Annotated in this window: 21 protein-coding genes; 14 read left to right on the plus strand and 7 right to left on the minus strand. The window is 64.9% G+C overall.

Features of this window, described 5'->3' with window-relative positions:
- The first annotated feature begins 181 nt into the window (after positions 1 to 181).
- Genes ToN1_RS22560 through ToN1_RS22570 form a run of 3 tightly spaced genes read left to right on the plus strand, consistent with a single transcriptional unit; the run spans position 182 to position 2,033 of the window.
- On the plus strand, positions 182 to 1,171 hold the full coding sequence (locus ToN1_RS22560) for a M23 family metallopeptidase (protein WP_169205061.1): 990 nt from the start codon (positions 182 to 184) through the stop codon (positions 1,169 to 1,171).
- A 9-nt stretch (positions 1,172 to 1,180) separates the two neighbouring features.
- Positions 1,181 to 1,552, plus strand: coding sequence for a hypothetical protein (locus ToN1_RS22565; protein WP_169205062.1), 372 nt, complete (start codon positions 1,181 to 1,183; stop codon positions 1,550 to 1,552).
- Between the two features lie 49 nt (positions 1,553 to 1,601).
- A complete protein-coding gene (locus ToN1_RS22570) occupies positions 1,602 to 2,033 on the plus strand; it encodes a bactofilin family protein (protein WP_169205063.1) in 432 nt (143 codons plus the stop codon).
- Here the strand turns inward: ToN1_RS22570 and ToN1_RS22575 are convergent.
- The 5 genes from ToN1_RS22575 to ToN1_RS22595 form a co-directional block, all read right to left on the minus strand.
- Positions 2,030 to 2,779 carry a phosphatase PAP2 family protein gene (locus ToN1_RS22575; protein ID WP_169205064.1) on the minus strand — a complete coding sequence of 250 codons (750 nt, stop codon included), beginning with the start codon at positions 2,777 to 2,779 and terminating at the stop codon, positions 2,030 to 2,032. The two genes, ToN1_RS22570 and ToN1_RS22575, sit on opposite strands and share 4 nt — an antisense overlap.
- Before the next feature lie 107 nt (positions 2,780 to 2,886).
- On the minus strand, positions 2,887 to 4,443 hold the full coding sequence (locus ToN1_RS22580) for an ArnT family glycosyltransferase (protein WP_169205065.1): 1,557 nt from the start codon (positions 4,441 to 4,443) through the stop codon (positions 2,887 to 2,889).
- A complete protein-coding gene (locus ToN1_RS22585; RefSeq protein ID WP_169205066.1) occupies positions 4,440 to 5,486 on the minus strand; it encodes a glycosyltransferase family 2 protein in 1,047 nt (348 codons plus the stop codon). Before ToN1_RS22585 ends, ToN1_RS22580 begins: the two co-directional genes overlap by 4 nt.
- Before the next feature lie 14 nt (positions 5,487 to 5,500).
- Positions 5,501 to 6,415, minus strand: coding sequence for a lysylphosphatidylglycerol synthase transmembrane domain-containing protein (locus ToN1_RS22590; RefSeq protein ID WP_169205067.1), 915 nt, complete (start codon positions 6,413 to 6,415; stop codon positions 5,501 to 5,503).
- Complete coding sequence (locus ToN1_RS22595; RefSeq protein WP_169205068.1) at positions 6,412 to 7,221, minus strand: phosphatase PAP2 family protein; 810 nt, start codon at positions 7,219 to 7,221, stop codon at positions 6,412 to 6,414. Before ToN1_RS22595 ends, ToN1_RS22590 begins: the two co-directional genes overlap by 4 nt.
- A 209-nt stretch (positions 7,222 to 7,430) precedes the next feature.
- Between ToN1_RS22595 and purL the strand changes: the two genes are divergently transcribed.
- The 6 genes from purL to ToN1_RS22625 all read left to right on the plus strand — a co-directional run bounded on the left by purL (position 7,431) and on the right by ToN1_RS22625 (position 16,330).
- Positions 7,431 to 11,363 carry a phosphoribosylformylglycinamidine synthase gene (gene purL, locus ToN1_RS22600; RefSeq protein ID WP_169205069.1) on the plus strand — a complete coding sequence of 1,311 codons (3,933 nt, stop codon included), beginning with the start codon at positions 7,431 to 7,433 and terminating at the stop codon, positions 11,361 to 11,363.
- 141 nt (positions 11,364 to 11,504) lie between these two features.
- A complete protein-coding gene (locus ToN1_RS22605; protein ID WP_169205070.1) occupies positions 11,505 to 11,900 on the plus strand; it encodes a DUF2946 domain-containing protein in 396 nt (131 codons plus the stop codon).
- Positions 11,901 to 12,098: 198 nt separating this feature from the next.
- Positions 12,099 to 12,554 (plus strand): copper chaperone PCu(A)C, encoded by a 456-nt coding sequence (locus ToN1_RS22610; RefSeq protein WP_169205071.1) that lies wholly within the window; start codon positions 12,099 to 12,101, stop codon positions 12,552 to 12,554.
- On the plus strand, positions 12,544 to 14,649 hold the full coding sequence (locus ToN1_RS22615; protein ID WP_210147911.1) for a TonB-dependent receptor: 2,106 nt from the start codon (positions 12,544 to 12,546) through the stop codon (positions 14,647 to 14,649). Before ToN1_RS22610 ends, ToN1_RS22615 begins: the two co-directional genes overlap by 11 nt.
- Positions 14,643 to 15,860, plus strand: a complete 1,218-nt coding sequence (locus ToN1_RS22620) for a sialidase family protein (protein ID WP_244860863.1) — start codon at positions 14,643 to 14,645, stop codon at positions 15,858 to 15,860. Before ToN1_RS22615 ends, ToN1_RS22620 begins: the two co-directional genes overlap by 7 nt.
- On the plus strand, positions 15,857 to 16,330 hold the full coding sequence (locus ToN1_RS22625; protein WP_169205072.1) for a TlpA family protein disulfide reductase: 474 nt from the start codon (positions 15,857 to 15,859) through the stop codon (positions 16,328 to 16,330). The genes ToN1_RS22620 and ToN1_RS22625 overlap by 4 nt, the downstream gene beginning before the upstream one ends.
- Before the next feature lie 68 nt (positions 16,331 to 16,398).
- Here ToN1_RS22625 and ToN1_RS22630 read toward each other — a convergent pair whose 3' ends face one another.
- Complete coding sequence (locus ToN1_RS22630) at positions 16,399 to 18,042, minus strand: electron transfer flavoprotein-ubiquinone oxidoreductase (RefSeq protein ID WP_169205073.1); 1,644 nt, start codon at positions 18,040 to 18,042, stop codon at positions 16,399 to 16,401.
- A gap of 168 nt (positions 18,043 to 18,210) precedes the next feature.
- Here ToN1_RS22630 and ToN1_RS22635 point away from each other — a divergent pair, with 168 nt between their 5' ends.
- The gene (locus tag ToN1_RS22635; RefSeq protein ID WP_169205074.1) at positions 18,211 to 18,615 is read left to right on the plus strand and encodes an acyl-CoA thioesterase; all 405 of its coding nucleotides are present in this window, start codon (positions 18,211 to 18,213) and stop codon (positions 18,613 to 18,615) included.
- Positions 18,616 to 18,694: 79 nt separating this feature from the next.
- The gene (locus ToN1_RS22640) at positions 18,695 to 19,243 is read left to right on the plus strand and encodes an isochorismatase family protein (RefSeq protein ID WP_169205102.1); all 549 of its coding nucleotides are present in this window, start codon (positions 18,695 to 18,697) and stop codon (positions 19,241 to 19,243) included.
- On the opposite strand, the gene ToN1_RS22645 is transcribed toward ToN1_RS22640, so the two are convergent.
- Positions 19,233 to 20,360, minus strand: a complete 1,128-nt coding sequence (locus ToN1_RS22645) for a polysaccharide pyruvyl transferase family protein (protein WP_169205075.1) — start codon at positions 20,358 to 20,360, stop codon at positions 19,233 to 19,235. The genes ToN1_RS22640 and ToN1_RS22645 overlap by 11 nt on opposite strands.
- Before the next feature lie 111 nt (positions 20,361 to 20,471).
- Between ToN1_RS22645 and ToN1_RS22650 the strand changes: the two genes are divergently transcribed.
- The 3 genes from ToN1_RS22650 to eno are packed head-to-tail and all read left to right on the plus strand — an operon-like array spanning position 20,472 to position 24,311.
- Positions 20,472 to 22,115, plus strand: a complete 1,644-nt coding sequence (locus tag ToN1_RS22650; protein WP_169205076.1) for a CTP synthase — start codon at positions 20,472 to 20,474, stop codon at positions 22,113 to 22,115.
- A 10-nt stretch (positions 22,116 to 22,125) separates the two neighbouring features.
- The gene (kdsA, locus tag ToN1_RS22655) at positions 22,126 to 22,965 is read left to right on the plus strand and encodes a 3-deoxy-8-phosphooctulonate synthase (protein WP_169205077.1); all 840 of its coding nucleotides are present in this window, start codon (positions 22,126 to 22,128) and stop codon (positions 22,963 to 22,965) included.
- 56 nt (positions 22,966 to 23,021) lie between these two features.
- Positions 23,022 to 24,311 carry a phosphopyruvate hydratase gene (gene eno / locus ToN1_RS22660; protein WP_169205078.1) on the plus strand — a complete coding sequence of 430 codons (1,290 nt, stop codon included), beginning with the start codon at positions 23,022 to 23,024 and terminating at the stop codon, positions 24,309 to 24,311.
- The last annotated feature ends 43 nt before the right edge of the window (positions 24,312 to 24,354 follow it).

A 24,354-nucleotide genomic window follows, 5' to 3' on the forward strand; every position in this document is an offset into this window, starting at 1 on the left:
CACATTGGCGCTGATCTCGCTGTCCCCGGCTTGACGCATCATGTTGATTTGGTGATAAAATTCGCCGCCTTTGTTCCGGCGTTTTGGATTTGCACGAATGGATTTGGCCGGGATCCGTTTTCGCCCATCGCACGCGTAGCTTGTGCGATGCCTGGTCAATGTCTCTGCTTGGAGGAGACGGATGGCTTTTGTCATTCTTTCCGCCGGAACGCTAACGCGGTCGAAAGTGCGCACGATCAGCGCACGGGCGTTCCTGGCCGGCGCGAGTATCGCGGTGCTGGCCGCACTCGGTGGCGGATTCGCCCTCGGGTACGGTTTCCAGTCGCCGGCGAACTCTGCGGCCGCATCGCAGGAAGGCGGTGCCGACCCTTCCGCGAGCCCTGAAGCACGCCTGCTCATCGGCCGGTTCGGCGAGCTCGCGGGCCGGATGGTGCAGCTCGAGGCGGAAGCCAAAGGTCTTGCCAACCGAATCGGTGTCCTCACGGACTTCGAAAGCCGCCTAAGTGAGAGCGCCGAGGCGGAAAGCAAATCGGGTCGCATGGCCAAGACGCCTCCGGCGTCGTCCGGTGGTCCGCTGCTCGATCCGAACGCGGCGTTCGCGCCCCGCGTCACCGATCCGGTCACTGCGCTGGTACGCTCGCCGCTGATGTCGGACGCGGACGACGCCGGCAAGCTCTCCGACGAACTCGAGCGAATGGAGCGAGACATCGAACGTGTCAGCGAGACATTCGCCCATCTCGACAACCTTGCGACCTCGTTCAGCCTCGTGCAGATGGCATTCCCCGGGCGCGCGCCGGTTCCTGATGTCGAGGTGAATTCCAATTTCGGCAACCGGCTCGACCCGTTCCGCAACCGTCTCGCGTTCCACAGCGGTGTCGATTACCCAGCCCCGCGTGGCACCGGGATCGTCGCCAGTGGTGGCGGGCGTGTCGTTTACGCGGGCCATCGCGTGGAATATGGCAAGACCGTCGAGATCGATCACGGTGGCGGCCTTGTGACGCGCTATGCGCATGCGTCCAAGGTTCTGGTCACGCGCGGGCAGATCGTGATACCAGGGCAGAAAATCGCAGAGGTCGGGTCGACCGGACGCTCGACCGGTTCGCATCTGCATTTTGAAGTCATCAAGGATGGCCTGGTGGTCGATCCCGCTGCCTATCTTGCGCGCTTCTGAGTGGAGCCGATGAAGCCGCCGCGCCGTTCGCCGAATCACGAACTGACGCGTAATGAATATGCACTGACCTCGGCAAACCGCGGCGTCGGGCGCATGGCGTTCGTGCTCGGGGCCACGCTCGTGGTGGCGGTGCTGGTGGCGGTGGCCGGACTGCGGTTTTTCGAGAATAATCTTGCGCCGGCGTCCTACCTTTCAGACGTGCGCGCGGAAAACATCGAACTCAGGAAGGAGCTCGCAAAGGTTCGTCTCGAGCTGGATGTCGAACTGGCGACGCGCGGCGAACTGGAGCGACAAGTTGCAGCGCTAAACGAACAACTGAAGCAGGTCGGCGACGAACTGGCGTTCCTGAAATCAGCCGGGGCGGGCAAGCCGGAAAAGTGACCCGTCGCGCCGGGCAGGCACGGGAGTGGAAAAGGGGGGGGCAGGAGCGATGTTCTTCGGACGCAAGGGCAAGCGTACGATCGAAATGACCAAGCTTTCGAGTTTGGTCGCGGACAACCTCGAGATCGTCGGAGATGTGATTTTTTCTGCCGGGCTGAGGGTCGACGGCCGCATCCAGGGCAACGTGGTCAACAAGGAAGGCGAGCGCAGCCTCCTCGTTCTCAGCGAGAAAGGTTCGATCAACGGGCGCGTGCGTGCCTACGACGCCGTGATCAACGGCGTAATCGAGGGTGATCTCGAGGTCGACCATTTCCTCGAGCTGCAGGCGAACGCGCGGATCTCGGGCAACATCATCTACCGTCAGCTGCAGATGGAATGCGGCGCGGTCGTCGATGGCAAGCTGGAAAAAGTCGCGGATGGCGCCTCGGGCGCCAACGTCATTGAGCTCACGAACTCGATTCCGGCATCAGTGGCCCGCTAGCCTGGGCGCCCCCCGGATCGGGCGGCGCTTCCTCCGTGCCGGTCGTCGCGATGCGAGGGCCGCCCTGTCGCTGAACTTTCGTCCCGCAGCCATCCGAGCCGCAGGAAGATCACCCATGCGGCCCAGGCCGCGAACCACGTTGCATAGAAGCTGAACACGATATCGCTTAGGAAATGTCCGCCTTGGGCGATCCTGCCGAGGCCGAAGAGCGTTCCAACCGTGAGACCGATCAGGGTCCAGCGCCGCCGGGCGGCAACCCCTCCGAGGAAGCCGAGGCTCACCAGATAATAGCCGGCCGAGGCGTGGCCGCTGACGAAGGAGCAATTGTTGTCGCACTGGTCGGACGGTTGCGTTGCCGGGGTGAAGGTCTTGGTGCCGCCGAACTGCTCGACCTTGTAGGGGCGTGCGCGGCCCCAATAATCCTTCAGGGCGACGTCGATCAGCAGGCCCGGGCCGAGGGCGAGCGCGGCGATCAGGTAGGCGACCTGGATGCGGCGTTTTTGTCCGGTTACCCCGCGTTGCATCGAGTAGGCGAAGAGGGCGATGAACAGGCCGATGATGGTCGCCTTGGACATGAGCGGGATGCCGCGGTAGAGCGACTGCACGAGCGGGTTGTGGTCGCCCGAGAAGCCGCGTGCGGAATCGTAAAACGCGCGCGACACCACGAGATCGAGCTCGGGCCACACCGTAAACACGATCGCGCAGGCGGCCATCGTCACCGCCATCCAGACTGTCAGCCGGTTCATGCGGATCTGCTCCTGCGGCGCGGGTGATTTGTCCGCAGGGGTTGGAATGGCGGGCTGGCTTGCAGCATGTGTAACTTCCTTCATCGATGCCGGTTCGGGCATGGCGCTCAGTCGGGCAGCTTGCGCACGAGTGCGACCCCGCCCTTGCGGTAGAGGACGACGACGCCGCTCGCCGGGATCCGGTCGGTGCGCGTGATCGCCAGTTCACCCGCTGCCGGCGTGCGGTCAGGAGTAACTGCCTGCCGATAGACGCTGAAGCTCGGGGCGTAGTAGCGCCACGCGACGACGGGTTCGCCGGTCTTGCGTGCGAGCAGTCCGGCTTCCTTGACGGGGCCCTGCAATACCGCGCCGGCCCAGGGGACGACCACGCCCGCGAGGACGATGACCTGGATGACGGCGGCGGCACCGACCTTCATCCACGCAGCGGCGTTCCAGCGCAAGGCCAGCCAGATCCACGCGAGCAGGCCGCCGACGGCGACAAGGTAGTATTCGGGGGTGGCCTCGGTCAGCGCGAGTGCGAGCTGGGCGCGGTAGTAGTCGTTGCCAGCCTCGCTTGCGGCGAGCGTGTCGAAGATCAGCGGCAGGGCCGGCAGCAGCGCGAGAAACAGGGTCGGGGCGAGCAGGTGCAGCGGAACCCGGCGAAGTTCGTTGCGGTGGACGGCGATCAGCAGGAACAGCGGCGTCGAGCCATAGAGTACGTAGTGCGGGAGTTTGGTACCCGACAGGGAAAAGAAGGCAACGACGAAACCGGCCCAGATCCACAGGAAGCGGCGCACGCCGGTATCGAGGTCACCCCGCAGCTGCCTCAGGGCGCCGAATAGCGGACCGGTCCACGGCAGCAGGAGCAGCGGTACCGCAATCACGTAGTAGAACAGGCTGCCGGCGTGGCCTTCCAGTGTGCCGGTAAAGCGTTCGACGTTGTGCTTGAGGATGAATCCGTCGATGAAGTCCTGTCCGTGTATCGCCAGGGTGACGGCATACCAGGGCACGACGATCGCCGCGATGATGACGAGGCCGATCGGGTCGAACACGGCACGCGCCCAGCGTTTCCATTCCCCGCGGCTCGCGCAGTACAGCAGGCTCACGGTGCCCGGGACGATCAGCGCAATCGGGCCCTTGGTCAGTGCGCCCAGGCCGATCCACACGAAGCTGCGCAGCAGGGGGGCACGACGGCCGGATTCGAGGTGCCGCCAGGCGTCGAACAACGCGAGGGCGAGGAGCAGGTTGAGCAGGGCGTCGGCGGTCGCGGCGCGCGCAATGGCGAAAGGGCCCAGCGCAGTCGACGCGACCGCGAGTGCTGCAAGTGCCGTACTCGCGCCGAAGCGCTCGCGCGCGAAGTGCCAGGTCGCGTAGCTCCACAGCGCCCCCGCTACCGCGGAGGGCAGGCGGAAGCCCCATTCGGTGGGCCCAAACAGCAGGTAGCCGAGTGCCTGCAGCCAATATACGAGGATCGGCTTGTCGAAGCGGTTCTCGCCGTTGAGGTAGGTGGAGAGGAAGTCGCCGCGCTCGAACATCTCGCGCGTGGCTTCCGAGAACGCTCCCTCGTCGACGTCGAACAGCGGTGCGCCCCCCAGCCGCAGAAAGAAGGCCGCGAGCGGCAGTAGGAAGATCGCAAGCACCAGCGACGTGCGCGGCTGGGGCAGGGGCGACGCGGGAGTCGTCATCGGTCGCCTTTCCGGTGCCATCCGTCCACGTCGTCAAGCGCAGTCCGCGGCCGCGCGAGATAGGCGCGGGAGCTGCCGGATTCGTAATACACGCGCGCGAGCAGTTCGGCGAGCACGCCGGAGGTGACCATCTGCACGCCCGCGATGACGAGGAAGAAGCCGCCAAACAGCAGTGGGCGGGTGCCGATGTCCTCGCCGAGGAAGAGCTTGAGGGCAAGGAGGTAGCCGAGGATGAGGGTGCCGAGCGCGCCGAGACCGATGCCGATGCCGCCGAAGAAATGCCCCGGGCGGGTGCGGTAGCGCATGAAGAAGTACACGAACACCAGGTCGAGGACCACGCGGAACGTGCGCGAGATGCCGTATTTCGATTGGCCGAAGACGCGGGCGTGGTGCGTCACGACTTCCTGGGCGATACGGCGTGGCGTCGTTACCGTCGCCAGCCAGGCGGGGATGAAGCGGTGCATCTCGCCATACAGGCGCACGCTCTTGATGGCACTGGCACGGAAGACCTTGAGGCTGCAGCCGTAGTCCTTGAGGTGTACGCCGGTCATGCGCGCGATGAGCCGGTTGGCGATACGGGAGGGAATCTTGCGCAACAGCAGGCCGTCCTGGCGATCCTTTCGCCAGCCTGCCACAAGGTCGAGATCTTCCGTCAGCAGACGCTTGACCATGCGCGGGATGTCGATCGGATCGTTCTGCAGGTCGCCGTCCATGGTGACGATGACGCTGCCGCGGGCGGCGTCGAGGCCGGCCTGCATGGCTGCAGTCTGTTTGAAGTTGCGCATCAACTCGACGATGTGCACGTGAGGGCCGAACTTGTCGGCGCAGCGGGCCAGTTCCGCTGGAGTCGCGTCGGAGCTGCCGTCATCGACAAGCACCACCTCCCAGGGGCAGGGATAGGGACCCAGTGCGAGGTGGATGCGTTCGAGCAGCGGCTCGACGTTCTCCGCCTCGTTGTACATTGGCACGACAACCGAGAGGGTGTGTTCAGGCATGTCCGCGGGAATTTGCGGTTCGGCCGGCGGCAGGGGTGACTTGTTCATGCGGATCAGTGGCTTCAGGAAAGGTGGGAGCGATCGGGATTTGCAGCGCGAGCGGGTCGTGCAGGCGCGAGCCAGGCGAAGGTGCCGGATGCGACGGCACAGGCGATGACGAAAAGATGAAGGGCGATAGCGGCCTGCAGGCCGTTCTCGAACGGGACGCCGTTCGGCAGCATCGCCGCTGCGGCCCCCGCCTCGTACGTGCCGAATCCCGCGACCCCCTGGACCGGGAGGATGGACGCGAGTTCCGCGCCCAGCGCGCCCGATGCGCCGACAGCGAGCCCTGCGGGGACGAGGGAGGCGAGCAGCCAGGCCTGCGTGGCGAGCTTCACAGACCAGTTCGCGAGCGTCCAGGCCCAGCCGAAGCGCGCATGTCGCGTCGAGTCGGCAAAAGCGTCGCGCATTTTGGCAAGCTTGGCCTTCGCTCCGCCGCGCTCGGCCCAGGCGTGAGGCGCACGCGCCCAGCGCGGAAGGTACCACGCGAAGGTGACCAGAGCGGCGATCCCGGCGGCGCGCAGGGGCAGGGGCAGAGGCGGCCAGACGGCGAGGGCGAGGATGGCTACTACGAGTGCGTCCTGGAGGCGGAACCAGAACAGCGAGGCGACGGCGCGGGCCAGCGGCGTGCCAAAGTTGCGTCCGAGCAGGACGGGGAAGGCTGCCTCGCCACCGCGGAAAGGCACCACATTGACCATCGCGTTGTGGATCAGCACGATGCGCAGGCAGGCCGCGAAGCGACCTTGTGCATCGGAGCGAAACTCATCGTACACGCGGCCCGCACGAAGGATATAGCTTGTCGCGAAACCGGCCAGTGCCAGCGTCGCAGCGAGCGGGTCGAGACGCCGGAACGCATCGGCGAGACCTTGCCAGCGGCCGTCCCATGCCAGCCATGCCAAGAGCGCGAGGCTTGCGGCGATCGCAAGCAGGCGCTTCATGTACCGATCCCCTGCGGATGGCGGCCGCGGGCTAACGCAAGGGCGACACCGCCCAGTCCCCAGGCGCTCAGCAGGTACTGGATCCAGCGTCCTTCAGGGTAGCCGAGTTCCTCGAAGAATATCGAGATCGAGAAGGCGGCCAGCAGCACGGCCAGCATGTGCCAGCCGGTACGCGTTTCCCAGAAGCGCCAGCGCGAGGACCACCACACTCCGAACGCACCGCAGAGCCAGCCGCCGGCTGCGCCGGCGAAGATGTCGAGCGGCCAGTGAGCCCCCACTGCAACGCGGGAGAATGCGACAGCTGCGGCAAGCGCGAGCGCTGCCAAGGCGACGAGGCGCCGGCCCGATTGCACCGCGCACAATGCCGCGACGGCCGCGAAACCGAAGGCCGTGGTCGAGTGGCCGGAAGGGAATGAACCGGTGCGCAGCACTTCGCCGATTACATTGAAATTCTCCGCGCCCAGAACGGCCGCGGGTCGTGCTTCATCGAAGAATTCTTTCGCGCCATGCGTGTAGAGCGCCCCGACGGGAACCGCCAGCAGTGCAGATGCCGCCCAGCGCGGATGCCAGGCGAGGAAACCGGCGAGCACCGCAAACGCGCCGGAAGTTGCGCCGAGGTTGGTCAGGCCGGCCCACACAAAGGCGGGCAGCGCCGCGGCTACGTCGTTCCAGCCGAGGAACCACTCGGCGTTGCGTCCGCTTGCCAGCGTTGCCAGCGCGCACAGCGCGAGGATTGCGGCGGGAACCGCGATCCAGCAAGCGCTTTCGCGCGAGCGACTGGGCGAAGACAAACGGGATGTAGTCATCGGACTGCGTCGGACAAAACGCGCAATTCTACCCGATCTGTGCGTACAAGCCTTGAACGGGTCGGTGCTTGCGTCGCGAACTGCGGGTGTGGGCTGTCGGATGCGGGGAAACTACCAGCGGGAGCCGGCGCGGCCGTCGGGTATAATTACACCTTCCCTGTACGTCGGACCTTTGTTCGCGTTCTTCCCGACCCTTCGTATCGACTCAAATGGCCGAAATTCTCAAGCTGCGTGGCGCTCCGGCGCTCTCTCCCTCCCGTCTGGAGCGTCTCTCGCATACCGTTGGCGAAGCACTGCCCAAGCTCAGGGGGCTCGCAGCCGAACACTGGTACCTTATCGAGATCAATGAGCCGTTGAGCATCGCCGAACTCGAGCGGCTGGTGGATTTGCTGGGTGCAGTGCCGGCCACGTCCGCGGCACCGGCAGGAACGCTCCTCGTCGTCGTCCCGCGACTCGGCACGATTTCGCCGTGGTCGTCGAAGGCCAGCGACATCGCGAGTCAGTGCGGTTTCGACAAGGTCGTGCGCATCGAGCGAGCCATCGCTTATTCGCTCGACGTTCGCGGCGGCCTCGACGACCGGCAGTTCGCCGCGGTGCTTCCGCTTCTGCACGACCGCATGACCGAATCGGTGGTGCCGACTGTCGATGCGGCCGAGGCGTTGTTCCACCACTATGACCCCAAGCCGCTAACAACCGTAGACGTGATCGGCGGCGGCCGTGCCGCACTTGTCGCTGCAAACAGTGAGTTGGGGCTTGCGCTGTCGGACGACGAGATCGACTACCTCGTCGACAACTTCACCCGTATGGCGCGCAACCCGACTGACGTCGAGCTGATGATGTTCGCACAGGCGAACTCGGAACACTGCCGCCACAAGATCTTCAACGCGGACTGGGTCATCGATGCGCGCACGATGGACAAGACCCTGTTCGGCATGATCCGCGAGACGCACAAGGCGCATCCCGAAGGGACAGTCGTCGCATATTCGGACAACGCTTCCGTGATCGAAGGCGCCGTGATCGACCGCTTCTATGCGGACGGCGACGGGCAGTGGCGCTTCCGCGCGGAGGAGACCCACATCCTCGCCAAGGTCGAGACGCACAACCATCCGACCGCAATCTCGCCCTTCCCGGGCGCCGCGACGGGTGCGGGCGGCGAGATCCGTGACGAAGGCGCGACGGGCCGCGGTTCCAAGCCCAAAGCGGGTTTGACCGGTTTCTCGGTGTCGAACCTGAACATCCCCGACTTCGTGCAGCCGTGGGAAAAGGCCTATGGCAAGCCCGACCGAATCGCCTCCGCGCTCGACATCATGATCGAAGGTCCTATAGGCGGCGCGGCCTTCAACAACGAGTTCGGCCGTCCCAACCTCGCGGGCTACTTCCGTGCCTTCGAGCAGGAAGTGCAGAGCGAAGTGCGGGGCTACCACAAGCCGATCATGATCGCCGGCGGGGTCGGCAGCATCCAGGCGCAGCAGTCGCACAAGGTGAAGTTCGCGCCCGGCACGCTGCTGATCCAGTTGGGCGGCCCCGGCATGCTGATCGGCCTCGGCGGCGGTGCGGCGTCCAGCATGGCGACCGGCACGAACACCGCGGACCTCGACTTCGCCTCGGTGCAGCGCGGTAACCCCGAGATCGAGCGCCGCTGTCAGGAAGTGATCGACGCGTGCTGGCAGCGCGGCGAGGCGAATCCCATCCTCGCGATCCACGACGTAGGGGCCGGCGGTCTGTCGAATGCGATGCCGGAACTGGCCGACTCCGCGAGCCTCGGCGCGCATTTCGAATTGCGCGAGGTGCATATCGAAGAGCCGGGCATGAGCCCGCGCGAGATATGGAGCAATGAGTCGCAGGAGCGTTACGTCCTCGCGATCGCGCCGGAGAGCCTCGACGAATTCCGTGCCATCTGCGAGCGCGAACGCTGCCCGTTCGCGGTGCTCGGCTCTGCGACCGCCGACGGCCATCTTACCGTGAGCGACCGCCACTTCGACAACAAGCCGGTCGACATGGAAATGCAGGTGCTGCTCGGCAAGCCGCCGAAGATGACGCGCAACGTGTCACGCCGCGCCGTGCACGTTCCCCCCTTTGACGTCACCGACGTCGACCTGAAGGAGGCCTGCCTGCGCGTGCTGCGCCTGCCGACGGTAGCCTCGAAGAATTTCCTCATTACGATCGGCGACCGTTCGGTCGGCGGCATGACGGCGCGCGACCAGATGGTTGGCCCCTGGCAGGTGCCGGTGGCCGACGTCGCGGTCACCGCAATGAGCTTCCACGGCCACAAGGGTGAAGCCTTTGCGATGGGCGAGCGTACACCGGTTGCCTGTCTGGACGCCGTGGCGTCCGGGCGGATGGCGGTGGGCGAGGCAATCACGAACATCGCGGCGGCAGATATTTCCGACCTCGGCCAAGTGAAGTTGTCCGCGAACTGGATGGCGGCTGCGGGGCATCGCGGCGAGGACGCAAAGCTCTACGACACCGTCAGTGCCGTGTCGCAGTTCTGCCAGGCGGCGGGGCTGTCGATTCCGGTCGGCAAGGACTCACTGTCGATGAAGACGGCGTGGAGCGAGGAGGGCCGAGACAAGCAGGTCGTCGCGCCGCTGTCGCTCATCGTTACCTCCTTCGCGCCGGTGGAGGACATCCGTCGCACGCTAACGCCGCAGCTGCAGTTCCCCGAAGGGGTCGAGACCGAACTGATGCTCATCGACCTCGGCAACGACCGCAACCGCCTCGGCGGCTCGGCGCTCGCGCAGGTGTTCGGTTCGGTCGGCGAACACGCCCCCGACGTCGATGCGGCACAACTGGCGAAGTTCTTTGAGGTGATCCAGCAGTTCCGCCGCGACGGCTTGCTGCTCGCCTACCACGATCGCAGCGACGGCGGCCTGTTCGCGACGCTGTGCGAGATGGCCTTCGCATCGAAGTGCGGCCTCTCTGTAGTCCTCGACACGGTGTGCTACGACCAGTACATGAACGATGTCGACGGTCTCGACAAGAAGCCGGACACGATCAAGGGGCGCCTCAACGATCGCCTGTTCGGCGGGTTGTTCGCGGAGGAACTCGGTGCAGTGGTTCAGATTCGCCGCGAGGATCGGGCGCGCATCACAACGCCGCTGCGCGACGCGGGGCTTACCTACCACTTCCTCGGCGAGCCGAACGAGCGCGACGAATTGCGCTTCTGGCGCAACGCCAAGCTCGTGTTCAGCGCCCCGCGTGCCGAACTCCATCAGACCTGGTCGGAAACGAGCTACCGCATCGCGCGCCTGCGCGACGACGCCGATTGCGCGCGCGAGGAATTCGAAGCTCTCTCGGATGCGTCCAATCCTGGACTGAGCGTCGTCACGAGCTTCGATCCGTCGGAGGACATCGTCGCGCCAATGATCGGCACCGGCGCCCGCCCGAAGATCGCGATCCTTCGAGAGCAAGGCGTGAACTCGCAAGCCGAGATGGCCGCCGCCTTCGAGCGAGCTGGCTTCGCGCCCTTCGACGTACACATGTCCGACCTGCAGGCGGGCCGCCGTCACCTGTCCGACTTTCACGGCCTTGCGGCCTGCGGCGGCTTCTCCTACGGCGACGTGCTCGGCGCGGGCCAGGGCTGGGCGAAGTCCATCCTTTTCAATACCGCGCTGCGTGAGCAGTTCGAAACCTACTTCGGCCGCAGCGACACCTTCGCGCTGGGTGTGTGCAACGGTTGCCAGATGATGGCCAACCTTGCCGCCATCATCCCCGGTGCGGAACACTGGCCGACCTTCCATCGCAACCGCAGCGAGCAGTTCGAGGCGCGCTTCGTGATGGCGGAGATTCCGGAAAATCCGTCCATCCTATTCGCCGGCATGGCGGGCAGCCGCATGCCCATCGTGGTCAGCCACGGCGAGGGCAGGGCGGTGTTTGCCGAGGATGCTCATCGTGGCAGCGTGCTCACGGCGGTGCGCTACGTCGACAACCACGGCAAGCCGGCCACGTCCTACCCCTTCAATCCGAACGGTTCGCCAGATGGCTTGGCCGGGGTGACGACCGCGGATGGCCGCTTCACGATCATGATGCCGCACCCCGAGCGCACCGCGCGCACGGTGCAGATGAGTTGGCATCCCGAATCGTTGGGCGAGGATTCGCCCTGGATGCGCATGTTCCGCAACGCGCGGCACTGGCTGGGCTGATCGGACTCACGCGCCGCCCGGCGCAAGGGCTGCCGACGCGTGAAGCAGTTGGCAGGAGCCTTTTTTCGGCGCTTGACTGCAATCAAGGGGAACGGGAGCCTCGTCGCTAGAATGCCTCCGATCCGAGGCCTCGATACATCCATGCATCTCAAGCGCTCGACCCGCACTCTAACGGCATGGATCGCGTTGTTCGCGATCCTGCTCGGTGCCGTGATGCCGGCCATGAGCCACGCGCTGTCGCGGGTCACCGGCGACGAAACGCGCTGGGTCGAGGTTTGTACCGTCGCCGGGACCAAGCTGGTGGCGGTCAATGATTCGACCGGCGAGGGCAAGGGCGGCAACGCCGATCTCTTTCCGGCCGAGCGCTGCGCCTTCTGCGCGACGCATGGGGGGATACCTGCGCTCCCGACGCAAGACGTGGTGCCCTTCGCTCTGGCGACTGGCAGCGAAGAATTTCCCCGCCTCTATTTCCATTCCCCACGCCCGCTGTTCGGGTGGATCACTTCGCCTTCGCGCGCACCGCCACTTCTCGCCTGACCATTTCTCGCCCCGATCCGCCTGTAGCCGATACGAAACAGGTGCGACGTCCGTGCGGCGGAATCACAGTGGTTCATCAGCTACGTTTGCGACGTTTCGATCCGATGACCGGACTAGCGTCGCTTCGCCTTCGTCCGTGCCGGCGCCGGTTGGTTACGCACTTGCCGGGCGGATCGCCTGATATGCAGGAGTGGAAACATGAAGCATTACATTGCAGCAGCTCTGTCCCTGATCGCCTTCTCGCTGCCCGCGCAGGCAGACGTCAAGATCGAGGAACCGTGGGTGCGCGCGACCGTGCCGCACCAGAAGGTCACCGGAGCCTTCATGCGGCTCACCGCATCCGAGGATGCGAAGCTGGTCGCTGCGGGTTCGCCGGTGGCCGGTACCGTCGAGATTCACGAGATGGCGTTGGAGCACGAAGTCATGAAGATGCGGCCGGTCGCCGCGGTGGCGCTTCCCGCGGGTCAGTCCGTGGAACTCAAGCCCGGCGCGCACCACGTCATGCTGCTCGATCTGCGCAAACCCTTGCAGCCCGGTGAAACCGTGCCGCTGACCCTCACGGTAGAGGGGCGTGATGGCAAGCGCGAAACGATCGAGATCAAGGCACCGGTGCGGCCGCTCGGTACGATGGGAGGTGCCGGGCATGAGCGCTGAGCGAATCCGCGCATTGGTCGCGCTGTCGTGCGCCTGTGCGATTGGCGGGGTGTCGGCGGCTGAGGGCGAGACGATCCTGGAGCAGGTGACCGTCACGGGTACGCGCGAAAAGGAGCGATTGGTCGAAACTCCGGCGTCGGTCGGCGCCGTGAAGGCGGAGGCGATTGCGGCGGACAAGCCGGCTCATCCCGCCCAGGTCATGGGACAGATCCCCGGTGCCGCAGTCGCCGTCACCAATGGTGAAGGACATACGACCTCCATCCGTCAGCCGTTCACGACAAGTCCCGTGTACCTTTTCCTTGAAGATGGCATTCCGTCGCGTTCACCGGGTTTCTTCAATCACAATGCGCTGTACGAGATCAACGTGCCGCAGGCGGGCGGCATCGAGGTGAACCGCGGGCCGTCTTCGGCGCTCTACGGGTCGGATGCAATCGGCGGCGTCGTGAACGTGCTGACGCGCGTGCCGCCGACGAAGCCCGAGCTCGGAGCCTCCGTCGAGATCGGCGAACATGGCTGGCGGCGCGCGCTCCTGAGCGGCGGATCGGGTTACGCCAACGGCGGCTTTCGTGCCGACCTCAATCTCTCCGCGACCGACGGCTGGCGTGACGATACCGCGTACGACCGCAAGAGTGGCACCCTGCGCTGGGACCACTTCATCGGCGACAACACTTCGCTGAAAACCGTGCTCGGTTTCTCCGAGATCGATCAGGATACAGGCGCCAATTCGCCTCTCGTGCGCGAGGACTACAAACACGACCCGACGCGCAACTACCTACCGATTGCCTTCCGCAAGGTCAGTGCGCTGCGGCTCTCGACCAGTTTGGAGCATGAGACCGCCGATTCGCTGCTGTCGATTACGCCCTACGTGCGCGACAACAGCATGGATCTGCTGGCGAGCTTCGCCCTGCGTTTCGATCCCAGCCTCGCCGAGACGCGGAACCAGTCCTACGGCCTGATGGCCAAGTGGCGCCAGGATTTCGCTCCGATGCGTGCGCGCCTGATTGCGGGCATCGATCTAGACATGAGTCCCGGGTCGCGGCGGGAGAACAGGGTCAATGCGACGACGCGCGGAAGCGGTGCGAGCCAGGAGTTCATCGACTATACGGTGGGGGCGCGCATCTACGATTATGACGTTGAATATCGTGGTATTTCACCCTACCTGCACGGGGAAATCTCGCCCACCGATCGTTTGCGCCTGACGGCGGGGCTGCGTTATGACGACATGCGCTACGCCTTCCGCAACGACTTCGCCGCCGGCGTCGTCCAGGTCGGCAGCAGCTTCTACGGGCAGGTGGCCGACAGCACAGTGAATTTCCGTCGTGCAACGCCCAAGCTCGGCGCGACATACGCGCTGGATCGCGATACCCACCTGTTTGCCTCGTACAATCAGGGCTTCCGCGCACCGTCCGAATCTCAACTCTTCCGGCCGTCGCGCGCGACGAGTCGTGCATCGGCGCTGGCGCTCGCGCAGTCGGCGCTCGAGCTGGAGGCCATCCGGGCCGAACAGTTCGAGCTTGGCATCCGCGGGGTGGTCGCCGGCGTGTCCTACGACCTGGTCGCCTACGATCTCACCAAGCACGACGACATCGTGAGCCAGCGCGATCCCGAGACGACGCAGACGATCACGACCAATGCCGGCAAGACGCGGCACCGTGGCGTCGAACTCGGAGTCGGCGCCCCCCTGCACCGCACCGTCAGACTCGACGTTTCGATGTCGTACGCGTGGCACGAGTTCGAGGACTGGGAGACGTCGCAGGGCGATTTCGGTGGGAACGAACAGGCCAGCGCGCCACGCTTCATGTCGAATACGCGCCTGACCTGGACGCCGACGACTGCAGTCCGGGCGCAGGTCGAATGGTCGAGAATCGGCTCCTACTGGCTCGATGACGCGAACACCGTGAAGTATGGCGGCCATAATCTCTTCAATCTTCGGGGGAACTACGCCCTCAACCCGACGTGGTCGCTGTTCGGCAGCATCCAGAACCTGACCGACAAGCGTTACGCCGAAAGCGCGCAACTGTCGACGCGGAGTACGCCGGTCTATTCGCCAGGCTTGCCCAGGGCCGTGATCGCAGGAGTGGAGGCGAAATGGTGAGCGCTGCAACCCCAGGGAGTGCCGCCCGGAAGGCGTTGCTGGTGTTGCTCGGGGCCTTGGCCATCGCCAATGTTGACGTGGCCCACGCGCAGTCGGCTCAGCACATGCATGGAGCGGCTGGCGCCAAGCCCGCGCGACCGGAGCTGGGAACGAGTGCGGCCTTCGCTCCCGACGGCGCGCTGTACGCAGTGTCGAAGGATGGTCAGCATGTATTGCTGCATCGCAGTCCGGATGACGGCCGCAGCTGGGATTCGCCTGTCGTCGTCAACGCGGAGCCGGAGCAGATCTCGGCAGACGGCGAAAATCGTCCCAAGCTCGCCTTCGATGCGGATGGCGCGGCGCTGGTGTCATGGACCCGACCGCTGGCGAAGCGTTTCACCGGTGAGATTCGCCTCGCCCGTGCCGATGACCGCCGCCACTTCACAGCGCCCGTCACGGTACACCGCGATCGTCAGGAGATCACCCATCGCTTCGAGTCGCTCGCCGTGACCGGTGCCGGGAAGGTCGTGCTGGCGTGGATCGACAAGCGCGACCTCGAGCTCGCCCAGGCGGCGAATCGCGACTACCGCGGCGCGGCGATCTACGCGGCGGTTTCGGACGACGGCGGGCGCAGTTTCAGACCCGAGAGGAAGATCTCCGACCATTCCTGCGAATGCTGCCGCATCGCGATCGCGGGGGATACGGACGGCCTCCCGTTGCTGATGTGGCGCCATGTCTTCGAGCCCAACGAGCGCGATCACGCGGTGGTCAAGCTGGGCGCGGACGGGGCGCCCGGCCCCGTCCTGCGCGCCACCTTCGACCGCTGGCGCATCGACGCCTGTCCGCATCACGGCCCCTCACTTGCCGTTGCCCCGAACAGCACGCGTCACGCGGTGTGGTTCAACGAGAAGGATGGCGAAGGGCGCGTGTTCTATGGGCGCCTGGAAGATGGACGCGTGAGGGGGCAGCGCGCACTGGGCGGTGAGCGGGCGGCGCATGCGGACCTTGCGATTGCAGGTCGGCGCGTCGCCATTGTCTGGAAGGAGTTTGACGGAAGGAGCACGCTTCTTCGGGCAGAGGTTTCGGCGGACGGTGGTGCGACCTTCAGTGCGCGCGCACTCGCAAGCACCTCCGGCGCATCGGACCAGCCGCGCGTGATTCGTCGTGGCGATGTGCTGTTCGCCTTCTGGCGGACGGAAAACGAAGGTATGCAGGGGTATTGGCTGGAATGAAGATCCGGAACCTCATTGCGGTCTTGGCGTGGAGCCTCGCTGCGGCAACTGCCGCGGCGGAATTCCAGACCCTGGATCGGGCTGCCGCGGCCCGAATCGTCAATCCCGCGAGCCACACGGTACCGACGATCGTTGCCCTGTGGTCATCGGAGTGCATTCACTGCAAGAAGAACCTGAAACTCTTTTCCCAGATGGCCAAGGGCGACCACAGGTTCAGGCTGGTCACGGTCGCAGTGGAGGCGCCGTTTGCAGGCTTGGCCGAACCGCTCGACCTGCTTTCCGTGCCCGGGCAACGTTTCGCCTACGGAGGTGAGTCGCCCGAGGCGCTCGGTTACGCGCTCGATCCGAAGTGGCGCGGCGAGTTGCCGAGAACGATCTTTTTCGACGGGAAGGGCGGCAAGTCAGCCCTGTCCGGTGTCGTCACCGAGGCGACGGTCCGCTCGGCCCTCGGTCTGCAGGCGGCCCCGTAACGACGCCGGCCGGAAAGTAAAAGGGCGGCCGAAGCCGCCCTTTGCCGTCGCTGGCTTGGAGCTGGGGCTTACATCCCTTGGTAGATCGGTCCCTCGCCACCCTGCGGCACGACCCAGTTGATGTTCTGTGTCGGGTCCTTGATGTCGCAGGTCTTGCAGTGCACGCAGTTTTGGGCGTTGATCTGCAGGCGAGGGTTCTGCCCCGATTCGTCGCGCACGATCTCGTACACGCCGGCCGGGCAGTAGCGCTGCTCGGGGGCGTCGTACTTCGCGAGGTTCACCGCGATCGGCACCGAGGCATCCTTAAGCTGCAGGTGGCAGGGCTGGTCTTCCTCGTGGTTGGTGTTCGACAGGAACACAGAGGAGAGACGGTCGAAGGTCAGCACGCCGTCGGGCTTCGGATAGTCGATCTTCGGGCATTCCGATGCGAGCTTGAGCTTGTCGTGGTCGGACGAGTTGTGCAGCGTCCACGGCGCCTTGCCGCCAAACACCTTCTGGTCGATGCCGAAGAGCAGTGAGCCCATCCACAGGCCCTTCTTCATGTAGGGCTTGAAGTTGCGCGTCTTGTGCAGCTCATCGAACAGCCAGCTGCTCTTGAACGCCTCCGAGAACGCCGTCAGCTCGTCGCGCTGCCGTTCGGCCGTGACCGCGTCGAACGCGGCTTCCGCTGCAAGCGCGCCGCTCTTGATCGCTGCGTGGCTGCCCTTGATGCGCGCGGCATTGAGGAAACCGGCGTCGTCGCCGATCAGCGCGCCGCCCGGGAACACCAGCTTGGGCTGGCTCTGCAGGCCGCCTGCGGCGATCGCGCGCGCGCCGTACGCGAGGCGCTTGCCGCCTTCGAGATACTTGCGGATCTCGGGGTGCGTCTTGTAGCGCTGGAACTCCTCGAAGGGCGACAGATGCGGGTTCGTATAGTTGAGGCCCACGACGTAGCCGATCGCGACGAGGTTGTCCTCGAGGTGATAGACGAAGCCGCCGCCGTAGGTGTCCGAGGGCAGGGGCCAGCCCGTGGTATGCACGACTACGCCCGGCTCGTGGCGCTCGGCCGGCACTTCCCACAGCTCCTTCAGCCCGATGCCGTAGGTTTGCGGATCGACGCCGTCGCGCAGATTGAATTTCGCTTCGAGCTGCTTGCCCAGGTGGCCGCGGCAGCCTTCGGCGAACAGCGTGTATTTCGCGTGCAGCTCCATCCCGGGCTGGTAGGCGGGGCCCTGTTCGCCTTCGCGCGTGACGCCCATGTCGCCGGTCGCGACACCCTTCACGGCGCCATTCTCGTCATACAGGATCTCGGCGCCGGCGAAGCCCGGATAGACCTCCACGCCCAGCGCCTCGGCATGCTCGCCGAGCCACTTGGCGACGTTCCCGAGGCGCACGATGTAGTTGCCGTGATTCAGGAAACAGTCCGGCAAGAGGCCGTTCGGCACCTTGCGCCCGCCCGTCTCGTTGAGGAAGATCACGCGGTCTTCGGTGACGGCGGTGTTGAGCGGGGCGCCTTGTTCCTTCCAGTCGGGGATCAGTTCGTTCAGTGCGCGCGGGTCCATCACGGCGCCTGAGAGGATGTGCGCGCCGATCTCGGCCGCCTTCTCGATCAGGCACACGGAGATGTCGTTACCCTTCTCGGCCGCCAGTTGCTTCAGCCTGATTGCCGCCGCGAGCCCCGCAGGGCCGCCGCCGACGATCAGGACGTCGAATTCCATCGATTCGCGTTCCATTCAGTTCTCCATTTGAATACGCGGATATTGGTTTTGTCCATCGCAGACATGCAGTTTAATACATGCGCGGCCCTGCTCACGCATGCCAACTGCCGTCGCAACGCATGTCTAACATACGGTACCGTATGTTAGAGTGTCTTGTCGAGCCAAACCAGAGGAACCGACCCAATGGAAGAGAAACGGAAGTTGGTCCATACCACCCGCATTCCGGTGCGCTGGGGAGACATGGACTACTACGGGCACGTCAATAACACGGTGTACTTCCGCTATTGTGAGCAGGCGCGCGTGGAATGGATCGAGCAACTCGGTTTCGGCGTCGATCCGAATTGCGGCTCGGGGCCGGTCGTAATCAACGCCAACTGCACCTTCCTGGTGCCGATCAATTATCCCGCGACCGTGATCGTGAAGATGTATGCGGGCGAACCTGGCCGAAGCAGCGTGATGACCTGGTATGAACTCTTCGTCGAGGGCGAGGACCGCCTCTACGCGGACGGCGCGTCCAAGGTCGTGTGGATGGACATGGCCACGAACAAGTCGGTGCCTCTGCCGGAAGGGCTGCGCGCTTTTCTCTGACGCATCATGCTCGGCCGGATCGGGTACAGTCCAGGATGCACGTAACTTTCGTTACCCCTTTTCACAGGGAGATCCGATGATGCTGATGAACTGCGAGAAATCCGTGCTGCTGATTGTCGATGTGCAGGAGCGGCTTGCGCCGGCGATCGACGAAGGCGAGGCTGTCGTACGCAATTGCGTGTGGCTTGCCGGCGTCGCAGCGCGCGTTGGGGTGCCGGTGGTCGTCACGGAGCACTTCCCGGACAAGATCGGCGGCACGGTTGCGGAAGTGAAGGCCGCGGCAGTGGCCGCCGGCGCACAGTTCGTCACCAAGCAGCATTTTTCGGCCGAGGTCGACGGATGCCTCAGGGGTACGACCATCGATGACAGGCGGCAGGTCGTCGTGTGCGGAACGGAAGCACACGTCTGCGTCCAGCAGACCGCGCTGGGCTTGCGCTGGGCGGGGCGCGACGTCTTCGTGGTGGCGGATGCCGCCGGCTCGCGGCGATCGAGCGACCGGGAGTTGGCCTTCGCACGCATGCGCGGCCACGGCATTGAGATCGTCTCGCGGGAGATGGTGGCTTTCGAGTGGTTGCGCCGCGGGGGCACCGAACTCTTCCGCAGCGTCAATCGCGACTTCATCCGCTGATCTGCTGCGGGAAAAGCGGCTCGTCGTCGGGCATGCGCCACTGGCGCGGCACCTCGCACCAGGTGTCGGTATAGCGCGCGGCCTTGTCTGACGGACTTCTCACAAGGCAGCGCGAAGGTATCCCGAACGCGTTTGCCACGATCCAGCCATGCAGGCTGGTGCCGACGTAGGCGCTAGCGCTCGCGAGCAGGGCGCAGATGTCCAGAACGCGCGGCGAATCGAAGATCACAAGCGGATATCGCGCCCCGAGTCGGTCCGCGAGACGCCGCAGCGTATCGAGGTCGTCATGCCACGGCGCCAGACCGGCACGGAACAGCACGATGCCGGCGTCGCGCGCGGCCGCTGCGGAATTCAGGAGCAGGGCAACGCAATCGAGCGTCGCATCGTCTCCCCATGCCGCGGCGAGTTGAACCGCAATCCACGATCGCATGCGGGTGCGTAGCGCCGTGATCGTGCGGTTATGTCCGCGCTGCCGTATCGTCGCGCCGAGTAGCTTCGGTGTCGACGTGGCCGGATCCGGCCGGAGTCCGGGGGTAAGTCCGGCGCGGCGAAGTGCGTCCAGGGTACTTCTATCGCGGACGTCGAGTGTCGACGCGCTGCGGAGCGCGCCAATGACCTCGTTCCGTTCTGCAGTCGTCAGCGCGTCTAACGCTACGCCGCCCACTGCGCAGAAGTGTGTGCGCCAACCGGCGGGGAGTTCGTCCCTTGCGACGACGTAGGGCATGCGGCGTGCGGTGCCGAGGACCGACCTCGCCCAGGCTGCGCGTGCCTCCGCATTGCGGTCATGCAGGGCCACGAAGCGTGACGTGTCTACCGTTTGCTGCAGCATGACGGCCGCTTCCCAGGCGGTTGTGGTGAGCAACTCGCCGCCGACGTGCACAAAATCGGCCTCCTCGCTCCCAAACGTGGCGATGGCGTCGGCCAGCGCCTCGGTACGGAATCCATCGACAGCGCGCAGATCGCGCGCAGCGAGGCCGGTGAATACGACTTCGTCGCGTCCGCCTGCCGCCGCACACCGGGCGAGCAGCAGGTCGCCGAAGTTGTGGCGGTCGAATGCTCCGAAGAGGATCAGGCGTCGTCCGTTCGCCGACACAGCCTGATGTGTCGCGCTCGTCATGGCATTTAACATCGCACCGTTTTCGGGCCTTGGAAAGGGCAGGTGCCGCACATCGCTTCCGACCCGCAGGGCACTTCGGTTATCATCGCGCTTTCCCGCAGCAACGTTCCCATGACCAAATACGTCTTCGTTACCGGCGGTGTCGTGTCCTCTTTGGGCAAAGGCATTGCAGCGGCCTCGCTGGGGGCCATTCTCGAATCCCGCGGCATCAAGGTTACCCACCTCAAGCTGGATCCGTATATCAACGTCGATCCGGGCACCATGAGCCCGTTCCAGCACGGCGAGGTCTTCGTGACTGAGGACGGCGCCGAAACCGACCTCGACCTCGGCCACTACGAGCGCTTCACCAGCGCCCGCATGAGCAAGCGCAACAACTTCACCACCGGCCAGATCTACGAGTCGGTGATCAAGAAGGAGCGCCGCGGCGAGTACCTCGGCAAGACGGTGCAGGTCATCCCGCACATCACTGACGAGATCAAGCAATATATCAAGCGCGGCGCCGAGGGTGCGGATGTCGCGATCGTCGAGGTCGGCGGAACGGTGGGTGACATCGAGTCCTTGCCCTTCCTCGAAGCCATCCGCCAGATGGGGATCGAGGAGGGCCGGAACAGCACCTGCTTCATCCACCTGACGCTGGTTCCGTACATCCCGACGGCGGGCGAGCTGAAGACTAAGCCGACGCAGCACTCCGTGAAGGAACTGCGCGAGATCGGCATCCAGCCCGACATCCTGCTGTGCCGCGCCGATCGTTCGATTCCCGCCGACGAGCGCCGCAAGATCGCGTTGTTCTGCAATGTGATGCCCGAAGCGGTCATCGAGTGCCTCGACGCCAACTCCATCTACAAGATCCCCGGGCAACTGCACGACCAGATGCTCGACGAGATCGTCTGCCACAAGCTCAACATCCTCGCGCGGGCGGCGGATCTCTCCGTGTGGGAGAAGCTCGTCCATGCGCTCGAGAACCCGAAGCAGACCGTCGACATCGCTTTCGTCGGCAAGTACGTCGATCTCACCGAATCCTACAAGTCGCTTATCGAGGCACTCAACCACGCAGGGATGCACACCGAGAGCAAGGTGAAGATCCATTACCTCGACTCCGAGGACATCGAGCGCGACGGCTGCAAGGCGCTCGAGAAGATGGATGCGATCCTGGTGCCCGGCGGCTTCGGCAAGCGTGGCACGGAAGGCAAGATTGCCGCGATCCGCTATGCGCGGGAGAACAAGGTACCTTACTTGGGCATCTGCCTGGGCATGCAGCTTGCCGTCGTCGAGTTCGCGCGCGACGTGGCCGGAATGGCCGGCGCGCATTCGACAGAGTTCGAGCGTGACACGCAGTATCCGGTGATCGGCCTGATCACCGAATGGCAGGATCGCAGCGGCAAGGTCGAAAAACGCAGCGAAAGCTCCGACCTCGGCGGCACGATGCGCCTCGGCGCTCAGCTCTGTCATCTCGCCGAAGGGTCGCTCGCCCGCGATGTGTATGGCTCCGCCGACGTCGTCGAGCGTCATCGCCACCGCTACGAAGTGAACAACAAGCTGCTCTCGCAGCTCGAAGAAAAGGGTCTGGTGGTTTCCGGCCGTGCGCCCGGAACGGACCTGTGCGAGATGATCGAACTGCCCGCCGACGTGCATCCGTGGTTCGTTGGCTGCCAGTTCCACCCGGAATTCACCTCTAACCCGCGCAAGGGGCATCCGCTGTTCACGGCCTACGTGAAGGCGGCGCTGGCGCGCAAGACGGCTGCTGCCGCGGCCTGAGGGAGTCGTGATGAAACTCTGCGGATTCGAGGTCGGTCTTGACAAGCCCTTCTTCCTGATCGCCGGACCGTGCGTGATCGAGTCGCGCGACATGGCCTTCGAGACGGCCGGCGCGCTGAAGGAAATCTGCGCCGAGCTCGCCATCCCCTTCATCTACAAGTCGTCGTACGACAAGGCCAATCGCAGTTCGGGCAAGTCCTACCGCGGCACGGGCATGGAGAAGGGCCTCGAGATCCTCGCCGACGTGCGCAAGCAGCTCGGCGTGCCGGTGCTGACCGATGTGCACGCGATCGAGGAAATCCCGGCGGTGGCGGCCGTCGTTGACGTGTTGCAGACGCCGGCCTTCCTGTGCCGCCAGACCGACTTCATCCATGCGGTCGCCGCCAGCGGCAAGCCGGTGAACATCAAGAAGGGCCAGTTCCTCGCGCCGGGCGACATGAAGAACGTCGTGGACAAGGCGCGCGAGGCCAACGGCGGTGCCGACACCATCATGGTGTGCGAGCGCGGCGCATCCTTCGGTTACAACAATCTCGTGTCGGATATGCGCAGCCTTGCGATCATGCGCGAAACGGGTTGCCCGGTCGTGTTCGACGCGACACATTCGGTGCAGCTTCCCGGCGGCCAGGGCACGGCCTCCGGCGGGCAGCGCGAGTTCGTGCCGGTGCTGGCGCGTGCGGCCATGGCAGTGGGCGTTGCGGGTCTCTTCATGGAGACCCACCCCGACCCCGCAAAAGCCCTCTCGGACGGACCGAACGCATGGCCGCTGCCGAAGATGAAGGCGCTGCTGGCGACGCTGAAGGACATCGATAGCCTGGTGAAGCGTCACGGCTTCATCGAACTGGCAGGCTGAGCGGCAGTCCGCTTTCGATCAACTTATTTTTGACCCCTTGAAGGACAGGAATACCCATGAGTGCAATCGTTGATGTCATTGCCCGCGAAATTCTCGATTCGCGCGGCAACCCGACCGTCGAGGCGGACGTTCTGCTCGAATCCGGCGTTATGGGCCGTGCGGCGGTGCCGTCGGGCGCCTCCACCGGTTCGCGCGAAGCCATCGAACTGCGTGATGGTGACGCCGCGCGCTATCTGGGCAAGGGCGTCCTGCGTGCGGTCGAGAACGTCAACACTGAGATCTCGGAATCGATCATCGGCCTCGACGCTGAGGAGCAGGCGTTCATTGACCGCAGCCTGATCGAGCTCGACGGGACCGAGAACAAGTCGCGCCTGGGCGCCAATGCGATGCTGGCTGTGTCGATGGCGGTCGCCAAGGCTGCAGCCGAAGAGGCCGGCCTGCCGCTGTACCGCTACTTCGGCGGTTCGGGCCCGATGGCGATGCCGGTGCCAATGATGAACGTCATCAACGGCGGCGCGCACGCGAACAACAGCCTGGACATCCAGGAATGCATGATCATGCCGGTGTCGATGGGCAGCTTCCGTGAGGCGCTACGCTGCGGGGCCGAAGTTTTCCACCACCTGAAGAAGCTCACCGACAAGAAGGGCTACCCGACGACCGTCGGCGATGAAGGCGGCTTCGCGCCGAACGTGTCGGGCACCGACGAGGCCTTGAATCTCATTCTCGAGGCTATCTCGAACGCCGGTTACGAGCCGGGCCGCGACGTGCTGCTGGCGCTCGACTGCGCTGCGTCCGAGTTCTACAAGGACGGCAAGTACGTGCTCGCCGGCGAGGGCCTGACCCTGAGCTCCGAAGGCTTTGCCGACTACCTTTCGACGCTGGCCGACCGATTCCCGATCGTCTCGATCGAGGACGGCATGGCCGAAGGCGACTGGGCGGGCTGGAAGACGCTGACCGACAAGCTTGGCAAGAAGATCCAGATCGTTGGCGACGACCTGTTCGTGACCAACACGAAGATTCTCGAGCAGGGTATCGATCAGGGTATCGCCAACTCGATCCTCATCAAGATCAACCAGATCGGCACGCTGTCGGAAACCTTCGCAGCGGTCGAGATGGCCAAGCGCGCCGGCTACACGGCCGTGATCTCGCACCGTTCGGGCGAGACCGAGGACTCGACGATCGCCGACATTGCCGTCGGCCTCAACGCGATGCAGATCAAGACCGGTTCGCTCTCGCGTTCGGACCGCATCTCGAAGTACAACCAGCTGCTGCGCATCGAGGAAGATCTCGGCGATACCGTCAGCTACCCAGGCCGTCGCGCCTTCTACAACCTGCGCGTGCGCTGAGCGTTTCGCGTTCTGCGGCGGCCTGAAAGGGCCGTTCGCGATG

The sequence above is a fragment of the Aromatoleum petrolei genome (assembly GCF_017894385.1).
In the GTDB taxonomy this organism is placed as follows: Bacteria; Pseudomonadota; Gammaproteobacteria; order Burkholderiales; family Rhodocyclaceae; genus Aromatoleum; species Aromatoleum petrolei.